At 41.6% G+C, this 17,138-nt stretch carries 16 protein-coding genes and 1 tRNA gene; 13 read left to right on the top strand and 4 right to left on the bottom strand.

What is annotated here, in order from left to right:
* Positions 1-16 precede the first annotated feature (16 nt).
* Together KQI17_RS06995 and KQI17_RS06990 are read left to right on the top strand one after the other, a co-directional pair.
* Positions 17-2,524 (top strand): DNA cytosine methyltransferase, encoded by a 2,508-nt coding sequence (locus tag KQI17_RS06995; RefSeq protein WP_216495476.1) that lies wholly within the window; start codon positions 17-19, stop codon positions 2,522-2,524.
* Positions 2,521-3,744 (top strand): restriction endonuclease, encoded by a 1,224-nt coding sequence (locus KQI17_RS06990; RefSeq protein ID WP_216495475.1) that lies wholly within the window; start codon positions 2,521-2,523, stop codon positions 3,742-3,744. Before KQI17_RS06995 ends, KQI17_RS06990 begins: the two co-directional genes overlap by 4 nt.
* 34 nt (positions 3,745-3,778) lie before the next feature.
* Here KQI17_RS06990 and KQI17_RS06985 read toward each other — a convergent pair whose 3' ends face one another.
* The gene (locus KQI17_RS06985) at positions 3,779-4,378 is read right to left on the bottom strand and encodes a DUF4116 domain-containing protein (RefSeq protein ID WP_216495474.1); all 600 of its coding nucleotides are present in this window, start codon (positions 4,376-4,378) and stop codon (positions 3,779-3,781) included.
* A gap of 6 nt (positions 4,379-4,384) precedes the next feature.
* On the bottom strand, positions 4,385-5,041 hold the full coding sequence (locus KQI17_RS06980) for a hypothetical protein (protein WP_216495473.1): 657 nt from the start codon (positions 5,039-5,041) through the stop codon (positions 4,385-4,387).
* Between the two features lie 619 nt (positions 5,042-5,660).
* Here KQI17_RS06980 and KQI17_RS06975 point away from each other — a divergent pair.
* From KQI17_RS06975 to KQI17_RS06930, 10 genes are all read left to right on the top strand, one after another.
* Complete coding sequence (locus tag KQI17_RS06975) at positions 5,661-5,885, top strand: hypothetical protein (protein WP_216495472.1); 225 nt, start codon at positions 5,661-5,663, stop codon at positions 5,883-5,885.
* Between the two features lie 400 nt (positions 5,886-6,285).
* A complete protein-coding gene (locus KQI17_RS06970; RefSeq protein WP_216495471.1) occupies positions 6,286-6,600 on the top strand; it encodes a hypothetical protein in 315 nt (104 codons plus the stop codon).
* A gap of 5 nt (positions 6,601-6,605) precedes the next feature.
* The gene (locus KQI17_RS06965; protein ID WP_216495470.1) at positions 6,606-6,989 is read left to right on the top strand and encodes a hypothetical protein; all 384 of its coding nucleotides are present in this window, start codon (positions 6,606-6,608) and stop codon (positions 6,987-6,989) included.
* A gap of 248 nt (positions 6,990-7,237) precedes the next feature.
* On the top strand, positions 7,238-8,386 hold the full coding sequence (locus tag KQI17_RS06960) for a transglutaminase domain-containing protein (RefSeq protein ID WP_216495469.1): 1,149 nt from the start codon (positions 7,238-7,240) through the stop codon (positions 8,384-8,386).
* A 5-nt stretch (positions 8,387-8,391) separates the two neighbouring features.
* On the top strand, positions 8,392-8,625 hold the full coding sequence (locus tag KQI17_RS06955) for a hypothetical protein (protein WP_216495468.1): 234 nt from the start codon (positions 8,392-8,394) through the stop codon (positions 8,623-8,625).
* Positions 8,622-9,818 carry a transglutaminase domain-containing protein gene (locus tag KQI17_RS06950; protein WP_216495467.1) on the top strand — a complete coding sequence of 399 codons (1,197 nt, stop codon included), beginning with the start codon at positions 8,622-8,624 and terminating at the stop codon, positions 9,816-9,818. The genes KQI17_RS06955 and KQI17_RS06950 overlap by 4 nt, the downstream gene beginning before the upstream one ends.
* 81 nt (positions 9,819-9,899) lie before the next feature.
* Complete coding sequence (locus KQI17_RS06945) at positions 9,900-10,331, top strand: hypothetical protein (RefSeq protein WP_216495466.1); 432 nt, start codon at positions 9,900-9,902, stop codon at positions 10,329-10,331.
* A 1,379-nt stretch (positions 10,332-11,710) separates the two neighbouring features.
* Positions 11,711-12,103, top strand: coding sequence for a hypothetical protein (locus KQI17_RS06940; protein WP_216495465.1), 393 nt, complete (start codon positions 11,711-11,713; stop codon positions 12,101-12,103).
* On the top strand, positions 12,093-13,730 hold the full coding sequence (locus KQI17_RS06935) for a relaxase/mobilization nuclease domain-containing protein (protein WP_216495464.1): 1,638 nt from the start codon (positions 12,093-12,095) through the stop codon (positions 13,728-13,730). Before KQI17_RS06940 ends, KQI17_RS06935 begins: the two co-directional genes overlap by 11 nt.
* On the top strand, positions 13,727-15,106 hold the full coding sequence (locus KQI17_RS06930; RefSeq protein WP_216495463.1) for a hypothetical protein: 1,380 nt from the start codon (positions 13,727-13,729) through the stop codon (positions 15,104-15,106). The genes KQI17_RS06935 and KQI17_RS06930 overlap by 4 nt, the downstream gene beginning before the upstream one ends.
* Before the next feature lie 40 nt (positions 15,107-15,146).
* Here KQI17_RS06930 and KQI17_RS06925 read toward each other — a convergent pair whose 3' ends face one another.
* The gene (locus KQI17_RS06925; protein WP_216495462.1) at positions 15,147-16,139 is read right to left on the bottom strand and encodes a DUF262 domain-containing protein; all 993 of its coding nucleotides are present in this window, start codon (positions 16,137-16,139) and stop codon (positions 15,147-15,149) included.
* A gap of 128 nt (positions 16,140-16,267) precedes the next feature.
* Between KQI17_RS06925 and KQI17_RS06920 the strand changes: the two genes are divergently transcribed.
* Positions 16,268-16,630 (top strand): helix-turn-helix domain-containing protein, encoded by a 363-nt coding sequence (locus tag KQI17_RS06920; protein WP_216495461.1) that lies wholly within the window; start codon positions 16,268-16,270, stop codon positions 16,628-16,630.
* Positions 16,631-16,998: 368 nt separating this feature from the next.
* Here KQI17_RS06920 and KQI17_RS06915 read toward each other — a convergent pair.
* Positions 16,999-17,072: transfer RNA gene (locus tag KQI17_RS06915), tRNA-Gly, on the bottom strand.
* Positions 17,073-17,138 lie beyond the last annotated feature (66 nt).

Below are 17,138 nucleotides of genomic sequence, written 5' to 3'. Positions count from 1 at the left end.
AAGTGGGCTATGGCGTATGAAAACCTATATTAGTCTTTTCAGTAGTGCCGGTGTTGGATGCTATGGCTTCAAACAGTCGGGCTATGAGTGTATTGCCACTAATGAATTCATAGAAAGACGGCTGAATGTCCAGAAGTTCAACCATAAATGTAAATATGAGAGCGGCTATATTTGCGGGGACATCACCGCTGATGAGGTGAAGAATAAACTATACCGTGAAATAGCGATGTGGGAGAAGCAGGAGCACATCAAAGAGGTCGATGTTGTTATTGCCACGCCGCCCTGCCAGGGGATGAGTGTAGCCAATCATAAGAAGACCACGGATGAGATAATTCGTAATTCTCTTGTTATTCAGTCCATCGAAATAATCAACCGCATCCATCCCAAGTTCTTTATCTTTGAGAATGTTCCTGCCTTTATGAATACCATTTGTTCTGACATCGACGGGGTGGATAAACCGATATCAGAAGCCATTGAAAACAACCTTGGCAGCGACTATATCTATATATCAAAAGTCATTAACTTTAAGAATTTCGGGGCCTGTTCCAGCAGAAGCAGGACGATTGTTATAGGCGTGAGGAACGACCTGGAGGACGAAGTTTCCCCATTTGAACTCTTCCCGTCCCCCGTGAAAGAGCGGACCTTAAGAGAGGTCATAGGCGGTTTGCGACCGCTGAAAACCTTTGGCGAGATATCCCCCGATGACATCTACCATTCTTTCAGGGAATACCCAGAGCATATGCGTTCCTGGATACACGACCTGAAAGAGGGCCAGTCCGCGTTTGAGAACGAGGACGATGAGAAGAAGCCGCATCAGGTCAAGGACGGGAAAATTGTAATCAATCTTCAAAAGAACGGGGACAAATACAGAAGACAGTATTGGGACAAGGTAGGCCCTTGTGTCCATACCCGCAATGACCAGTTAGCATCTCAAAATACGGTCCATCCAGCAGATGACAGAGTATTCAGTATCAGAGAACTAATGCTGATGATGACCTTGCCCTATGATTTTAAGTGGTCCGAATATGACCTTGCTTACCTGAACTCTCTTTCTCTGAAAGAAAAGAAAGCGTATTTGAAGAAAGAAGAGATAAAAATACGGCAATCTCTTGGGGAAGCTGTCCCCACGGCGATTTTCAAGCAGATAGCGGACAATATAGGCAAGGTTCTGGACTGTCGAATCATCAAGACCGGCGACATTGCGAAAATTGTCGAAAAGTTTCGCTTTTCCGATGTGGGCGAGCTGATTTCGTTTATTGATGAGAACCCTCTTAATTTATCTATAAGTGCCTTGAGCCGCATAGCCGAACTGTCCAATTCAAAAAGAACGGACAATGCTGCCTTTTATACTAACAAATCTCTCATCACAAAAATGATGATGGAACTTCCTGATTTCGAGCAGGATGAGATAACGGTTCTCGAGCCTTCAGCAGGAGTCGGAAATTTTATCCCACTTCTCTTGAAGAGGTATGAGGGAAAACGTCTGAAAGTAGACCTTGTGGACATTGACCCTGAAAGCAGGAGGATATTTAAGGCCCTTCAGAAGAAGTATACCTTGCCTGACGAATGCGATATCAACTACATAACCGCTGATTTTCTGTGCTATGATTTAAAGCACAGATACGACCTGGTTATAGGCAACCCCCCATTCTACAAGATGAAGCAGACGGACCCGATGCTTAAAGTCTATCGGTCTATGGTGGTAAATAAAGAGACCACGAATATCTGTTCATACTTCCTGGAAAAAGCCATTGATGTAGGCGATTATGTGAGCATCGTATTCCCCAAGTTCTTGCTGAATACGCCAGAGTTTCAAATCAGCAGACACATTCTAAAAGAGCGGTGTATGCCCTGTATCATCGACTTCGGAGAAAATGGCTTTAAGGGTGTGCTGATTGAGACTATCGCCCTTTTCGTAGATAACAGGAAGAAACCCGAAAAGACCACCGTTATAAGCACGACGGAAAACAAGACCCTGACACAGAAGCAAAGATACATCACGGATGAAAAATACCCTTATTGGCTGATATACAGAGACAAGGAATTCGATGCCGTAGCGAAGAAATTGAATTTCGATGTATTCTCTGTGTTCAGAGACCGGCAGATAACCAATTCAATGCTTTCGGATACCGGCGAGATACGGGTTCTGAAGAGCAGGAATATCAGCAACGACGGGAAGAGCATCATCGACATCCCTGGCTATGACAGCTATATAAGCAGGGACAGGATAAAAAGTTTGGGCGTATATGCCTACCTTGACCGCGATGATGTTTATATGGCCCCCAATATGTCCTATAAGCCGAGAGTGATGAGGAAGCCGCCGAATACCATTGTGAATGGTTCTGTTGCCATTCTCATTCCCAGGAAAGACCTGTCCATAACGGAAAAACAGCTGGAGTATTTTTCGAGCGATGAATATAGGCAGTTCTACAAAACGGCACGGAACTACCAAACACGGTCCTTGAACATAGATGCTTGTTCAGTATTCTTTTTCGGACTACTGAAAGAGGGGGCGGAGATATGACAGAAAACGACATTAGGGCTTTTCTATCTGAAACCAATTATGATATCAGAATAAGCGGGAACGGCAGATGGATAGACCAGAAATGTACCCCTGATGTTCTCTGGTCCGTGTCTGACTTCGTTCTATACTATTCTGAAAATGTAAGCGAGACCTTCACAGTAAAGGATGTTTGGGAAAGCGATTATGCCAAGCAGACTATCAGAGAGACCTTTTCAAAGCCCGATACGGATGATAAGTCCGCAGAAAATGAGTATGACAAAGTGTTTTCGCAGCCGCTATGTCTTTTGTGCTATGCTGGAGTTATAGAGGACAAAAGCCAGACAAAGAAGCATCTTTACAAAGTCAAGAATAAGGATGTCCTGGAGTATATCGCCAGAAATGACATCTATGCTTTAAGGTTCTTACAGGAATATATCGAAAAGGTTTTAAGGGATAGTGATTTGTTCCCCTACTTCCAGGTGTATTTCAATCTTCAGACCAGCAATTCCTTTGCGGACATGAAACAGGCCTTTATCGACTTCTATCATCAGTATACCGCTGTGAGAGGCCAGTTTGAGCCGAAGAGAATCTTTACCAAGGTCCTTAACCCCATTGCTTTCAAATACAGGAAGCACGGAACGATAGCCGGTAGAATGTCCCAGCATCCCATTAACCGTTCCGATATGATGTATAACCGAGATAACTTCAGGGACATTTACAGAGATAAGCCGAAAGGCGTTGCCAGAAAAGATTGGCTGGCAAATCATCCCGAATTCGATGTCCGCGAGGGTTATTTCGAGCAGATGATGAATGCCGCAAAGCGTTTGGTCAAGAATATCAATGATACGAACCGTGGAAGCATTTCCGAACTGACACAATTCGACAGGAACCACACGGATATGGTTCCCGCAAATCAGGCACATCACATCTTCCCGAAGAACGAGTTCCCCGACATTATGTATTATGCCGAGAACCTTATCGTCCTTACCCCGAACCAGCATTATTATTTTGCCCACCCCAACAACAATACCCAGATAGTTGATATTGCCGCCCAAAAGGTCCTATTGGTAGCCAAGACATACAGCATCAAGAAGAACCTGACGGAAGAGCGGGACCAGATTTACACTTTCAGTAATCTTCTTCTGGTCCTTTCTATTGGTTGGGATGATGAAGGAGTTCTGGACATAGAGCAGGATGACTACACAGAAGTTATCCATAGCATCAATTATCATTATGCGTAAAAGAAAGACCAGGTAAAAATTACCTGGTCTTTTCTTATTTCTCAAGGTCCTTATCATCCCTGGACTGTGTATTCAATTTGCTATTGTGTTCCTGGGAAGCCTTTTCTGCCTTACCAAGCACGGAAGAAAGGGAAGGCTTTTTCTCTTCTATCATCTTTTTAGCAGAGTCTATAAGCTGTTTCGTTTCCTCATCAAGGCGTAATTCCGCAATATCACAATATTTAACTAAATCATAATTTGCTATACACGCATCTCTGATGAAATCAGCGTCGTGCTTTAACTCATCTCCGACCAGCCTCATATTGAATGCCGAATATTCTACTGCCGCCAGGGCAACATCCCTGTCGCTTTTCAGCCTATCAGACACATACTCGAACGCATATGCGTTATAGCCATATTTTATGGCGTTTATTGCTATTTCCTTATCATCTCTTAATGCCTTGTTGGCCCAATAAAGATTTTTGCCATCACCTTTGACAGCAGCCATTACCAATTCCTTGTCCGCCCTCAAGGGCTTGTCAAGGTTTTTCAGGTTAAAGCCGTGAGATAGAGTATCTATCAATCTATCCCTGGTCCAGGTTATATAACCATATTTATAACAATTATCATCGATTTTAATTACTTTCTCATTCATTTTATATCACCTCTCAAATTCATCTTTAGATTTTTCCTGGCTGGCCCTGTTATGCTCTTCGGCTTTCTTTTCAGCACGGGCAAGGATGTCCGCCAGGGGTTCCCTTTCCTGCTTTTCTGCTGCTTTATTCTCATATTTTTCGATGAAGCCCCATACATTGTCATCTACACTTACATATTTGTCATCTTGCCCCTCTGGCAGTTCGTATTCATACATTGACCACTCAGCGAGTTCCAGGGGTTCGGCAGCTACATCTTTCTCATCTTTCATCCACTTTTCTATGCTGTCCGGTTCGATACCTTCATCGGCACATCCCTTCACATACTCATCGTATTCGTCTTTGAACTCTTCCCTTTTCTGGTCCAATTCAACATTGAACTCATCCACATAATTCTGGTAAGCGGCTTCCAATGCTTCCTGGCGTTCATCGGAAAGATTCATCCGGTAATTATCCATAGACGGGGACATTTGGTTTGGTTCCACACTGTCCACTATCTCATCCTTGATAGCCTTGAGTTTGGCTTTGTTGCTCATATCTATCGCATCAGCGGACGAATTGATATTGTTGTTGATATCGCTTGCTTCCTGTTCGGTAAGCAGTTGGTATCTGTATTCGTTTGCGAAGTTCCTGGGGAACACTCTATAGAGTTTTTTGTCATCCATATTAAAACACCTCTCATAAAATTAAAATTGTTTTATATTACATATTACTGTTATAGTTTAATTTTTATAATAAAAAAGTGTTCTATGAAACAGTTATGCCCTGCCGATATTGGCAGGGCATTTCATCTTTATGGGGGGGGGAATTACTATAGATTATATAGATTAAGTTATTACTTATTATTCTATTAATGGTAGGTATAGATTGAAAAAAAGTTGAAGAGAAAAGGTGGGTAGGGTCAGCAGCCAGGACCAGTTTAAATCATAAAAAAGTTCATAATTTTTTCATATTTTTTCAGAAAAAACAGTTATATTTTCTGAAGTTTGATTGTAGTATATAATATAAGATGAATAACAAAAGCCGCGAGAAAGTCAAAGAAAACGCGGCAAAACATCAAAATTGAAAACAAATTCTTATTTTATGGAGGTTATTAATTATGTTGAGTGTTAATTATAAATTTATTTCGGGGATTGTGGTGGCGTTGTGTGTTTTTGGACTCGGTATTAATAGATATTTTCTGTGTGAGGACACATTTAATAAGGTCCGTGGGCTACTTGAAGCCCAGGTTATGGTGGCGTATGTTATAATTAGAATTTTGCGTCTGTTTGGGGTGATGTGATTATGAAAAGAAATTATATACGATTATTGCTTCTGACACTTCTTGTCGCTGTGATGCTTGTCGGTGTAGGCTTGGTGTTTTATTCTCTCGGAGGCTACCAAATTTCCTTAGAATTTATCAAAGTGTGGGCAGCAGCGGTTTTCATTCTTCTTATAGGCTTTGATATAGCGGTTTTCATTTTTCTTATAAGCTTTGATATCTTTATTGTATGGGATAGTTGGCTTTAATTATGTGGGGTGATTTGATTATGATTATGGTGTACTTTATGTTATTTGGAGCATTCTTGTTTGGTTTAGGTTTATTGGCTTCTATTTTTGAATTTTATTTCTTTATACATGAAAGTCAAGAACGGTAAGGCCAGCGAGAACGAGAAGTTCTTTTTCGAGTTCTTTGGGATTTATACTTTGGTTGGTGTGGCGGGTATAATTCTATGTCTGTGGGTGGTGATTAATTTATGAATAGTATTATAGCAGTTATAGTATTCTCGCTTGTATTTGGTGGCTTTGGTCTTTGGATAGTTAGTAAAGAAACTGAAAACGATTCTGAGGGGTGTTTAGGGGCAATTCTTATGGTGATTAGAGCAATTATCTTAGAAATTTATATTTTGTATATGAGGTGGTTTTAATTATGAAAAGAATTAAAAGTAAAAAAAATCATGTGATATGTGATGATAATTATAAAAGAGGCTACGAAGAGGGCAAAAGGTATAAGAATCATTCTGACAAGAACCATATTCATTGGGGTTTTGAGGGTACAATTATTACCTCTCTTTGTTGGGCTATGATGATTTCCCTTATTTCATTTGTGATAATGAGTATTCCAGAATTAAGAAGCTGGTCATTATCATTAAACCCAAGATTTTCGATTTTTCTATACGGTGGTATATACATTGGTAGTTTCGTAATCTATCCGCTTTTGCTTCTTAAAATTTTTGAGAGGTGATAAAAATGGATTATACTATTGTTAAACTGCTTGATTATTCCGATGATGAAATATGCGGGGTTCGCTATACTACGATTGATACCAGAACACTACATACTTTCGATGCCCTGAAAATTCCGTATGTTGCGTATTCCGAAAAAGATATGGCAAAACTTATAGCAGAGTTCGATAACCACTGTCTTGAGGTCCTACGCAGCGGGTTAAAGAAGCTGCTTCGGGGCGAGATAGGCGAGATAACAAAAGAAGAGAAATCTTATTTAAGCAGGAACCGCGAACAATGCTTAATGGCATTTCTTCAAGAGAAGTTCAAGCGTGAAAACGAGGGCAAAGAGGTCTATATATCTCTTGATATCCCCGAAATCTTAATAAACATCAATGCGTTCGATTAAATCAAGATGATACCCGCCCTGTGAGGCGGGTTTTTATTTTGTATTCAAGAAAACGGTTATGGACAGCTTCCTATCAATTTGTGGTATAGGGATATATTTGGTTGAACATAAAAGGGCAATCTTTTGGTATGCTCAAACCGTTATTTTTCAAAAATTTTTTGAGAAATGGTTATATTCTTATATTTTAATTAATATAATATATTAAGAAGAGACACAAACGAACTTTCTATTTTATGGGGGAATTTCAAATGAAAAATCTTTTTAGAACGATAGCAATTATTGTCCTTGTTGCGGCGATGATGACAGGGGCAACGACTTATTCCAAGGCCGAGATAACAGGGTTCTCAAGGATACAGATGACAGAGAAAAGAGAGAGGGCCGAAAGAATATGCCTTATGGAAGAGATGAGCACAAAAAATGAAAAAACCGCTTATACGGCGAATACAGCCGTTTTGAGAGGGGGTATAGGGTATGGGTGTAGCAAGACAGCAATCATACCCGAAAACGCACAGATAGCCGTATATGGTGAAAGAAACGGCTTTTCTTATGTAAGTTATGGCGAAACATATGGATGGATGAAGAGCGAGAATATCATCGACTACAGAATGGGAACAAAACAGGAAGAAGAGCCAGAGATGACAAGCGAAAAGAAGATACATTATTCTTCGTCTTTTATGAGCACATACCTGAGACAGATGAGAAAGTATGACGGGAACAATGCGATTATAGAGAGCACAAAGGCCAGGATGAGCGATAAACAGATGATGCCAGGTATAGACGATTATGTTTTCTACAAAGAGATAGCAGGGACCTACACAATGGATGACATCGACTTCCGCAGCAGCAGCGATACAATGACAGCCAATGAATTTGCCCACCTTTATTACCTTGACAGCGGTATAACGATTAATCTGACCCAGGACACGAAAGCATACTGGTTCAAGGCAAGCGAGAAAACATATAGAAATCTGAAAGCCCTGGATGCTTACCTGAACAGAATAGTCAGAAGTATCACAAATAAGAATATGACGGAAATGGAAGCCTTGGGGGCCATATACGACTATACAAAGGACAACCTGGAATACCAGAACGAAGAAGAGAACAAGAGGCTAAAAGGCTTAGATACCGTCCTGACAACAGGCTCGAGCATATGTGAGGACTATGCCCTTCTAATATTTGAGTTAGGGACAAGATGTGGCCTGGACATATCATATGTCAGGGGCAATACCGATTTTGGTCTTCACGCCTGGAACAGTGTAGTCATCGACGGGACTACCTACTACCTGGATGCCACCAACTACGATGACACGAGCACAAGCGACTATTTCCTATTCAGCGACAACACATTCAATGACACAGAGAATATGAGAACGATAGACTTTACAATGGGAAGGTGATTTATATGTTATACGGTTCAGAAAATTTAAGACCGTCATTAAAGAAGAGCGTTATATCTGCCCTGGCATTTCTCTTCATTGGTATGTCCATATTTTCATATGTGATGTTCAATGTTGTGATACCCTACCGAGAGAGCCAGGAAGAGAAGCATATCACAGTAAACACCGAGACAGCCGAGACGATAACCATAGACGGAAAAGAATATTACATTATAGATAAGGACGGTGAGGCGAAATGAGACGAAAAATGACAGCAGCCTTGATAGCCCTGACGATATCTTTGACCGCGTTCATCGGGGTATATTCCTATAACAGAGGGATGAAAAGCATCGAGACCCAAAACGAATACGACGGGTTCTGGGGAACCTACCACTATTACCAGCGAACGAGGACAACAGCCCTTGTATGCTACTCAGTAGCCAACCCTGGCGATGTGGAACCAGAGACCGCATACGCGGCCCATACGACCATTATGAGAGCCGGTATGGGTTATGGGTGTGATAAGATTACCGTCATTCCAAAAGGGGCACAGATAGCCGTTTATGAAGAAAGCAGGGGCTTCAGGTTCGTAGAGTATAACGGGATGAAAGGATATATTCCAGCCGATGATATAGCAGCGACCGCCCCTTTGAACGATAGAGAGATAACGGTAGAGCCGAGCAGCAGCAAGATACATTATACTGATTCCTATTTCTCTTACATCATCAATCATATGTATCCCCTGGATGATGACTTTCCCTATCAGTTCGTCCTTGACGAAGAGAAAGAGCGGTTCAAGATAAACTATGGGGACTACATCTACTACGAGACATACCAGGGAAAGTTTGAAGCGAATACCAGGATGTATTACTACCCCAGAGAAGAACTGACAGACTGGAAACCTATCGTAGAGCATACGCAGCTATATAAGGACGCTGACATATTCTTCTTCGATTACGGCCCGTCAGCATATGTCAATGAGAATACCATTCTTCTTTATGCTACCCTGTCCGAGAGAAGATACGAGCAATTAAAGGCCCTGGATGAAGCCCTGGATGCTATTGTTCGAGAGATAACCAACGAAGATATGACCGAGCGGGAAGCAGTAAAGGCCATATTTGATTATGTTTGTGATAATTTCGATTACCCAGACGATGAGGATGAGTATTTACGGGGCCTGGACTTCAATCTTCGGACAGGCACGGCGGTATGTGAGGGATATTCGATGCTATTCTTTGAACTTGCTACCCGCTGTGGTATCCAGGCCGAGTATATAGAGGGTGAGGCAAATGGCGGTGGACACGCCTGGAATAGTGTAGTCATCGACGGGAATACCTACTACCTGGATGCCACCTGGGCAGACAACAAGGGTATCAAAGACGCATACTTCCTTGTCGATGACCAGGACATATCAGGCAGCCAGAGGACAGTATTAGCCCGTTTGAAATGGTAAGACATCAAAAAGTTATATATTAATTAACCACATAATACTATGTAATATAAAACAATTTTAATTTTATGAGAGGTGTTTTTTATGTTATTTTACGGACCATATACAGATGATAACAATAGAGTAATGTCAGAACAGGAGGTGCTTGCCGATATGATTAGTAAGCCGACCGACCCGACCGAGCCGAGCCGTTGTTCAATGGACGAGGTATGTCAGCAGTTCAGATACGCGATGATTTTAAATCGTGGTAAGGATATCTACAACAACTATCAGCGTTTATTCGGTGAGACACTTTCCCACTGTAATGTTCTCTTGAAGTATTACAAGGAATATTCCTGTAGGTGTGAGTATATCTACGACAAGGAAAAAGAGCACTACAGAGAGCCAAGCATCATAGAAATGATGGAAGCCAGGAAAAACTTCAAGCCATCTCTTCGGCAGCAGGCATTAGAATTGGACCCAGCCAACAAGGAAAGAAGAGAAAAGGCAAAGGTCCTGGACGAAATTGAGAAGTAAAATACAGAGGACCGCCCGAAAGAGCGGTCCTTTTTCTATACCCATATATACATACAAAGGCCGTTTTTCTATCAAGCGGTCTTCTTTTTCGCCCATCCATACCCCCTATTTTCCTGTTTAGGACACCATATATACATATATCTCAGGCCCGTAGGGCCAAAAATGTATTAACATTTATACATACATTTTGCGTTTTTCGTTGTTCTTTTCCGAGAATATACATATAAATGTATTAACATTTATACATATATTTATACATACATTTATACATACATTTTGGAAATTTCGGCATTTCGGGGGCAATGTATTAACAAATGTATATACATTTATACATATATTTGTACATACATTTATACATACATTTTGGTTTTTGCCCCCATTTTTGAGAAAATGTATATACATTTATACATACATTTGTACATACATCGGGAAATTAAGAGAAAAATGGTAATACATTTATACATACATCGGGGACCGTCCATCTATCGACGGTCCTTTTCGATTAACGGTATCTGGTAATACGCGGGGACCAAATAACTTGCTTATCGATACTGATAGGGGGCCGCTTGAGGAGTAGCGTCCCCTTTCTTTTCTCTTCCCAGCCTGACCGACCATACCATTTTGCCAGCCACACCGACCGCATTTTTCCCGCTTTTTATCAGACATCTATCCTGCCATATTTCAGGGAATTATTTCCTTATTTTCTATCTCAAATCATCTATGATATCTGGCCTGTTTTCAGGGAATATTTTCCTAAGATTTCTGACATCTCAAAGATAGATTTTACAGGTAATTTTTCCCTATATATTCCCGCATCTTTCAGGGGCATATTTCATCTTGTCCAGTCCTATACCTGACGGTATAGGGTGATGATATTCTGCCAATGTTCCTGCCATCATCTCATCATATTTCATCCTGTTATCATCACATATGGGTATCATCTATCTATCTATTTCAGCGTGTGGGTATCTCATTATCATCCTGGTTTATCCACCTGATATGGCGGGGTATCATCGGGTATAGTTCGTCGTATTTCTCATTATGGTCCATTGTATTTTAGGGTGGTAATTCTCAATTTTTCAATAAATGGACGGTGGGTATGGCTCAAAAATACCATTTCATTTACACGGTATTTTGGGGTATTTTTTCGGTAGCAAGCATTGGCTATTGCGGAACGCAATACCCGCTTGTGCGGGGGATACCCCCTCAACCCCCATTCCGTCCCATTACCCTGACGGGCAATGGATACGGTCGCTACGCGAGCGGGCTGTCGCCCTGAAAATTTTACTTTTTTGGCAGTTATAGATTTCCCTTTTTCTTAATAATATATAATATACATTTTTACAAAAAAGGGGTGATTTCCAATTATGCGAATCGATATGAGAATCAGCGACGATGAATGGAAAGATTATGAAAAACTGGTAGAACTGTCCGATAAAACACCGTCTGCCTACTTCAAGGAAATAGGCAAATGTGGGGTGATATATTCCCCCGATTACACGGCTATCAGAGAGCACACAGAAGAGATAAAAAAATGTCGTGAATACATCACATCTTTACTCTATACGATACAGGATACAGACGAGGCATACAACACCGATATCGAGAACATTTTACTGGTCCTGAACAAGCTGCTGAACAGCGAGAAAAATCTTCTTACAGCAATGGCAAGAGAGAGGAAACAGACATCAGAAGAGATGAAAAAGATAATAGAGAATAAGATAGATGAGATAGCAGCAAAGAGGCTGGAGGTGGGGGCAGATGATATGTAAGATATGGCCCATCAAGGCGGGTAGGGGTGGAGCAGAGAAGAGTTTAAAGGACAGCATCGACTATATCAAGAACGACGAGAAAACAGAGAGCGGCATTGAAATAGCGAGTCAGGAAGAGATAGCACTTGGCAGGACGGTTGCTTATATGGCGAACGAGTATAAGATAGGAAAGCAATACATATCTGGCTATCTGTGCGACCCTGAACTTGCTATTCAGGAATTCAGAGATACAGCAGAGCAGAACCTATCAAGAGTGGGAAAGACCCTGAATGATGACAGTAATGTTATAGCATTCCATATCATCCAGTCCTTTCCTGACAATCTGGACATCGACAACGATTTGGTCCACCAATGCGGCCTGGAACTATGCGAGAAGTTGGGACTACATCAAGCGGTCGTATGCTCTCACATCCATCCAGCAGTAAACGAGAAGACTGGCGAGATAACCGGAGTCCAGAAACATAATCACATTCTTATCAATGCCCACTGTCTTGACCCAGAGAAGCAGTATGGCAGAAAAACAAAGATGAAATACAACAACTGTAAAGAGTCTTATGCCAAGTTGAGAGAATACAACGACGAGATAGCCCTGAAGCACGGGCTACCCATTATAGAGGACCCTGCCAATGATAAATCTCTATCCTGGTATGAAAAGCACCAGATAGATATGGGCGAGAGTTGGAAGCAGACTATCAGGGATGATATAGACAGCATCAAGAGAATATCGAAGTCATGGGATGAGTTCAAAGAGCATATGGAAGAGGCTGGGTATTCGATAAGAGAGGGAAAATACATAACCTATCATCATCCAGACAAAAAGCAGGGCGTTAGAAATAGAAGCCTGGGTATCGGATATGGGAAAGAGGAATTGGAAAACTACTGGAAAGAAATTGAGAAGATAAGAGACCAGGCACGAGAGGAACACGAAGAGTTAAGAGATGCCGAGGGTATGGGGCAGTATTATTATGACCCGAACTGGACGAGCAGAGATTATAAGGTCCCCGTCGAAGATGAGAGAGGAAAAAAGAGGAATATTGTCGAATTGATATTCCGTTTGGCAGTATCAGCGATGATAGCAAACGAACCAGAACCCGAAAAGCAGCCCCAGGTTTATGCCAAAGTCGATTATGCTATTCAGAATATGATTAATACAATGAAAGAGGCACAGGACAAAGGAATAACAAATCTTCCGACATTAGAGAGCAAATTTCATAACACGGGCATTGAGATGTCTAAGGTAAGAAGTAAGAAAACGAAGATGGAAAAGGTCCTTACTGAAATGGACAAAGTAAGAGAGATGATAGATGCTTACAATGAAAGCCCGTCAGATGCCATGAAAGAACTGTTGGCAAAGAAATATTATACGGATGAGAACAGGAAAAAGACATTCATTCAGACGAAAGAAGATATGGACGGGTTTATTAAGGAACACAAGAGGGTCCAGGAAGAGATAGCAAACCTGGAAAGTAAGTATATGGAACTGAAAACTAATTACAGGGACTTAAAGAGAATACAGCACGGTATCGAGAAAGCCCAGGACGAGAACTACTGCTGCTTTAAGAAAGAGAAGACCAGAGAAATTGAAATGGAACCAGAAATCAAACAAAAGGAGGAGCATATCAAATGATGAAAAAACTTCTATCTTTATTATTGGCAGGAATTACAGTAATGTCCCTTGCTACCCCTGCCTATGCTAATTTTCACCGTTTCGCATTCGATTGTGTGGAATTCAGAACTGAATTGCCTCTTCATAGCATCCAGGATGATTTAAACGAGGAAAAGGCATATAACACGGATGACCCGAGACTATTGAGAGACCCGAGCGGGACAATGGCATATGACGCTGGGTTATTCTTCGACAGGGGCATAGCAGAAGACGGGCAGACGATATTACCGCTATTCAGCCAATCATCATATGAAATGGCACGGTATTTTAACAGCCTTGGAAGATTGGATGCCGAGGGCGAGTATTACAATCTGGGAAGAAAGGTATCCGAGGCAGAGGCCGTAGCAAGCCTGGTAAGGATGTTGGGAGAAGAGGAAAACGCACTGAACGGGAACTATTCGATGCCCTATTCCAATGTTCCAGCCCAATACAGCAAATACATAGAATATGCTTATAACAAGGGCTACATAGATGACACATTCAGCCCTAATAAGATGATGGGTATGAGAAAGTATATCGCTATATGCCTGAAGACCATGGGTTTTGTCGAGGGGCAAGATTTTCCGAAGAGCGACCCAAGGCGGTTGGCGAGTAAGGTGGGAATTATTAACCAGCCAGATTGGAACGATAAAGCAGATATAAATAAGCAATGGATGATAGGTTTGGCTTACAATACCCTGGCAGCGAAAGACTTTAAAGATTTGAGAAACGGACACAAGATACAGGGTTACGTAATGACCAAGGATATCAGGACGAATATGATACTTGGTTCAAATGGAATATGGGACTACCGTATTTATGATACGATACAGAGAGGCATATTCCTGAAAGACCCAAAGTTTAAGCTGACGAGCGAAGATTTGTCCTACGGCAAAGAGAGTGTGATATCTGGGTTCCTGGATGCTTACGGCAGCACAGGTTCCGCCTATCTCTACACTAAGGGCGATTATATGGTATACAGCAGCAGAATGAGAATGGAAAGCGATATATATGAGGGGCATCCCATTAAACTTTCAATGAGCATGGAAAAGGCAGCGAAAAATAATAATGGGGACAATATTGAAACCCTGACCACATTCTTCAATGCCGTATATTACCTTACAGGCGATTTGGAATTCAGCAGGAACCTTTATGGACTGATAATGGAAAGATATCTGCTTCAAGATTTGGGCGGAGTCATTCCAAGTGATATGGCGAATAAATACGGGTTTACCGTTAAGAGTGAGATAGAGGACGAAAGAGATATGATTTATTCCACGATATCTTCCCGTGGGAAGACATACAAGATGAGATATTCCTATCAGCCCGATTACTACCAGATAGAGTTCAATTTCTAAAAAAATAAGACCAGGTAATTTCTTACCTGGTCTTTTATTATTACTTTGTGAGTTCCTGGAGGAATGCCACGCGGCCTTCGGTATTCTCTCTGCTTGTGGTGTGGAACTTTGCGAACTTGGCGTATTCTTCGTTCGTATCCTTTTCGGAAATGAATTTACGGAAGTTCATTTTGAAACGGTCAATAGCTGCTTCATCATCTTTGATGCCGTAGATAGTGTAGAGAAGCGGAGCAACCATAGATTTCTTCACATTCCTGAACTCATCGTTCCCAATGATGCTATCGAGAATGGAAAGAGACTTCGCAACACCGTCAACGATTTCATCCTTACTGACGCTGTTGGCGAACCCTTTCAGGAATTCCTTGACTTCCTTGGCAGAAAGGCCGGTAGATGTGCCAGAGCAGAGCATAAAGGTCTGGCAGATGACCATTTCGTTTTCATCTTTCTTCACCTGTCCAGGCGTGAGGCCCAGACGGGACATAACAGGAAGATTGGCGAGTTCTCTGACTTTCATTGCCAGTTCATAGCCCATAACTGTCTTATTCTTCTGGGCCTTGGAAAGAGCCACGCCGTTGTTGAGGCGGTCGAAAATCTCAACGATATCTTCAGGGGACGCATCTTCGAGAGTGATGACCTGAATTTCAGAGGCCATAATCTTGTCCTGAAGTTCTTCGGGCAGCTTATAATACATAAGGCCGTTATATTCGACTTCAACCTTGCCGTCATAGGCAAAGGTATCCAGCTTTTTCAGCTTGAAGCCGTGGCCCTTGTTTTCGGTAAAATCTCGAAGAGTGGAAAGACGCTGGCAACCATCAATAATGGTCTGGACGCTTTCACCTTCGGGGGTAGTATATGCGACCGCATAGACAGGCGGAATGGGATAACCACGCATAAGGGTATCGATAAACTTGGACTGTTGAGCAGGAAGCCACTGGCCCTCTTTTCTCTGAAGGTAAGAGGTAAAATTGATTTTGCCCTTGGCGATATCTTTGAGTAAAGATTGAACTGTCCTGACTTTGATAGTAGTATCCATAATGACAGGTTCCCCTTTCAGTATTGTATAAAAGCATATTATCATTTCTCTAAAAATATGTCAATTTGTCTTTTTGTTGCTTTTTGGCACATAATATCGTATTATGTTTTTATGAGAGGGGGAGCACAATGGATATTTACTTCGAGCCAATGGACCGCTTCCAAATCGAGAAGAATGTTGACGATTTTATTTGTAGCCGTATAGCAGCCAAAATAGAAAACCATTCTTCCACGCCAGACTATGAACTAATTCCAGAATTAAGCAGCATCTTTACTGTTGATGATGTAGCAGACTATTTGAAGATAAATAAGAAAGCCGTATATGCCCTTATTCATTCTGGAAAACTTCCCTATTTCAAACCAGATGGGAAACAGTTCCGTATCACGAAGCGGGACCTTATCAGTTTTATCGAAAGAGGTATCGAAGAGCAGGAACGGGAACGGCAGCAAGGAAATCTCGACAAGTATAAGACATTATTTAAAGGACGGTGAGCGACATTGTTGATATTAGGAATCAATAAGGTGTTGAATTGGGTCCAGATAACGGCAGGCGGAAGAAGATATACCTGTCCCACCAAAATAATTGACGGAGTTCTTCAATTCAAGTTTAAAGGTCAATGGCATCTGGTATCTGACCATGTTTCGGAATATACCCATGAGTTAGTCCGTGAAGCAGGAAAACTAATTTCAAGAGATTATAAGGGATAAAAACAATAGGACCGTCTCACACAAGATGAGGCGGTCCTAATTACAGGAGGTGATGCCGCGTAGCAAATCACTATATATACTACACGGCAGACACCGAAAATATAACGGTATAATGCTTAATAAAAAAGAACATCCGTAAAGGATGTTCTTTCTGGAGCGGGTAATGGGAGTCGAACCCACCTATCAACCTTGGGAAGGTCGCATTCTACCGATGAATTATACCCGCATATTCTCTTGACAGGGGCTATTATAGCATATGAGAAATGAAATATCAATATGCTACATCATAACA

This window comes from Oscillibacter sp. MSJ-31 (assembly GCF_018918025.1).
Lineage (GTDB): Bacteria > Bacillota > Clostridia > Oscillospirales > Oscillospiraceae > Hominicoprocola.
Note: the sequence above shows the minus strand (reverse complement) of the source record. Positions and strands in the feature narration are given on the sequence as shown.

Bases quoted from the DNA above. Each gene is read 5' to 3' on its own strand.
- KQI17_RS06930 (WP_216495463.1), top strand. From the start codon at position 13,727: ATGATGAAAAAACTTCTATCTTTATTATTGGCAGGAATTACAGTAATG.
- KQI17_RS06955 (WP_216495468.1), top strand. From the start codon at position 8,392: ATGTTATACGGTTCAGAAAATTTAAGACCGTCATTAAAGAAGAGCGTT.
- KQI17_RS06985 (WP_216495474.1), bottom strand. From the start codon at position 4,378: ATGAATGAGAAAGTAATTAAAATCGATGATAATTGTTATAAATATGGT.
- KQI17_RS06925 (WP_216495462.1), bottom strand. From the start codon at position 16,139: ATGGATACTACTATCAAAGTCAGGACAGTTCAATCTTTACTCAAAGAT.
- KQI17_RS06945 (WP_216495466.1), top strand. From the start codon at position 9,900: ATGTTATTTTACGGACCATATACAGATGATAACAATAGAGTAATGTCA.
- KQI17_RS06950 (WP_216495467.1), top strand. From the start codon at position 8,622: ATGAGACGAAAAATGACAGCAGCCTTGATAGCCCTGACGATATCTTTG.
- KQI17_RS06980 (WP_216495473.1), bottom strand. From the start codon at position 5,041: ATGGATGACAAAAAACTCTATAGAGTGTTCCCCAGGAACTTCGCAAAC.
- KQI17_RS06975 (WP_216495472.1), top strand. From the start codon at position 5,661: ATGAAAAGAAATTATATACGATTATTGCTTCTGACACTTCTTGTCGCT.
- KQI17_RS06940 (WP_216495465.1), top strand. From the start codon at position 11,711: ATGAGAATCAGCGACGATGAATGGAAAGATTATGAAAAACTGGTAGAA.
- KQI17_RS06965 (WP_216495470.1), top strand. From the start codon at position 6,606: ATGGATTATACTATTGTTAAACTGCTTGATTATTCCGATGATGAAATA.
- KQI17_RS06995 (WP_216495476.1), top strand. From the start codon at position 17: ATGAAAACCTATATTAGTCTTTTCAGTAGTGCCGGTGTTGGATGCTAT.
- KQI17_RS06990 (WP_216495475.1), top strand. From the start codon at position 2,521: ATGACAGAAAACGACATTAGGGCTTTTCTATCTGAAACCAATTATGAT.
- KQI17_RS06935 (WP_216495464.1), top strand. From the start codon at position 12,093: ATGATATGTAAGATATGGCCCATCAAGGCGGGTAGGGGTGGAGCAGAG.
- KQI17_RS06920 (WP_216495461.1), top strand. From the start codon at position 16,268: ATGGATATTTACTTCGAGCCAATGGACCGCTTCCAAATCGAGAAGAAT.
- KQI17_RS06970 (WP_216495471.1), top strand. From the start codon at position 6,286: ATGAAAAGAATTAAAAGTAAAAAAAATCATGTGATATGTGATGATAAT.
- KQI17_RS06960 (WP_216495469.1), top strand. From the start codon at position 7,238: ATGAAAAATCTTTTTAGAACGATAGCAATTATTGTCCTTGTTGCGGCG.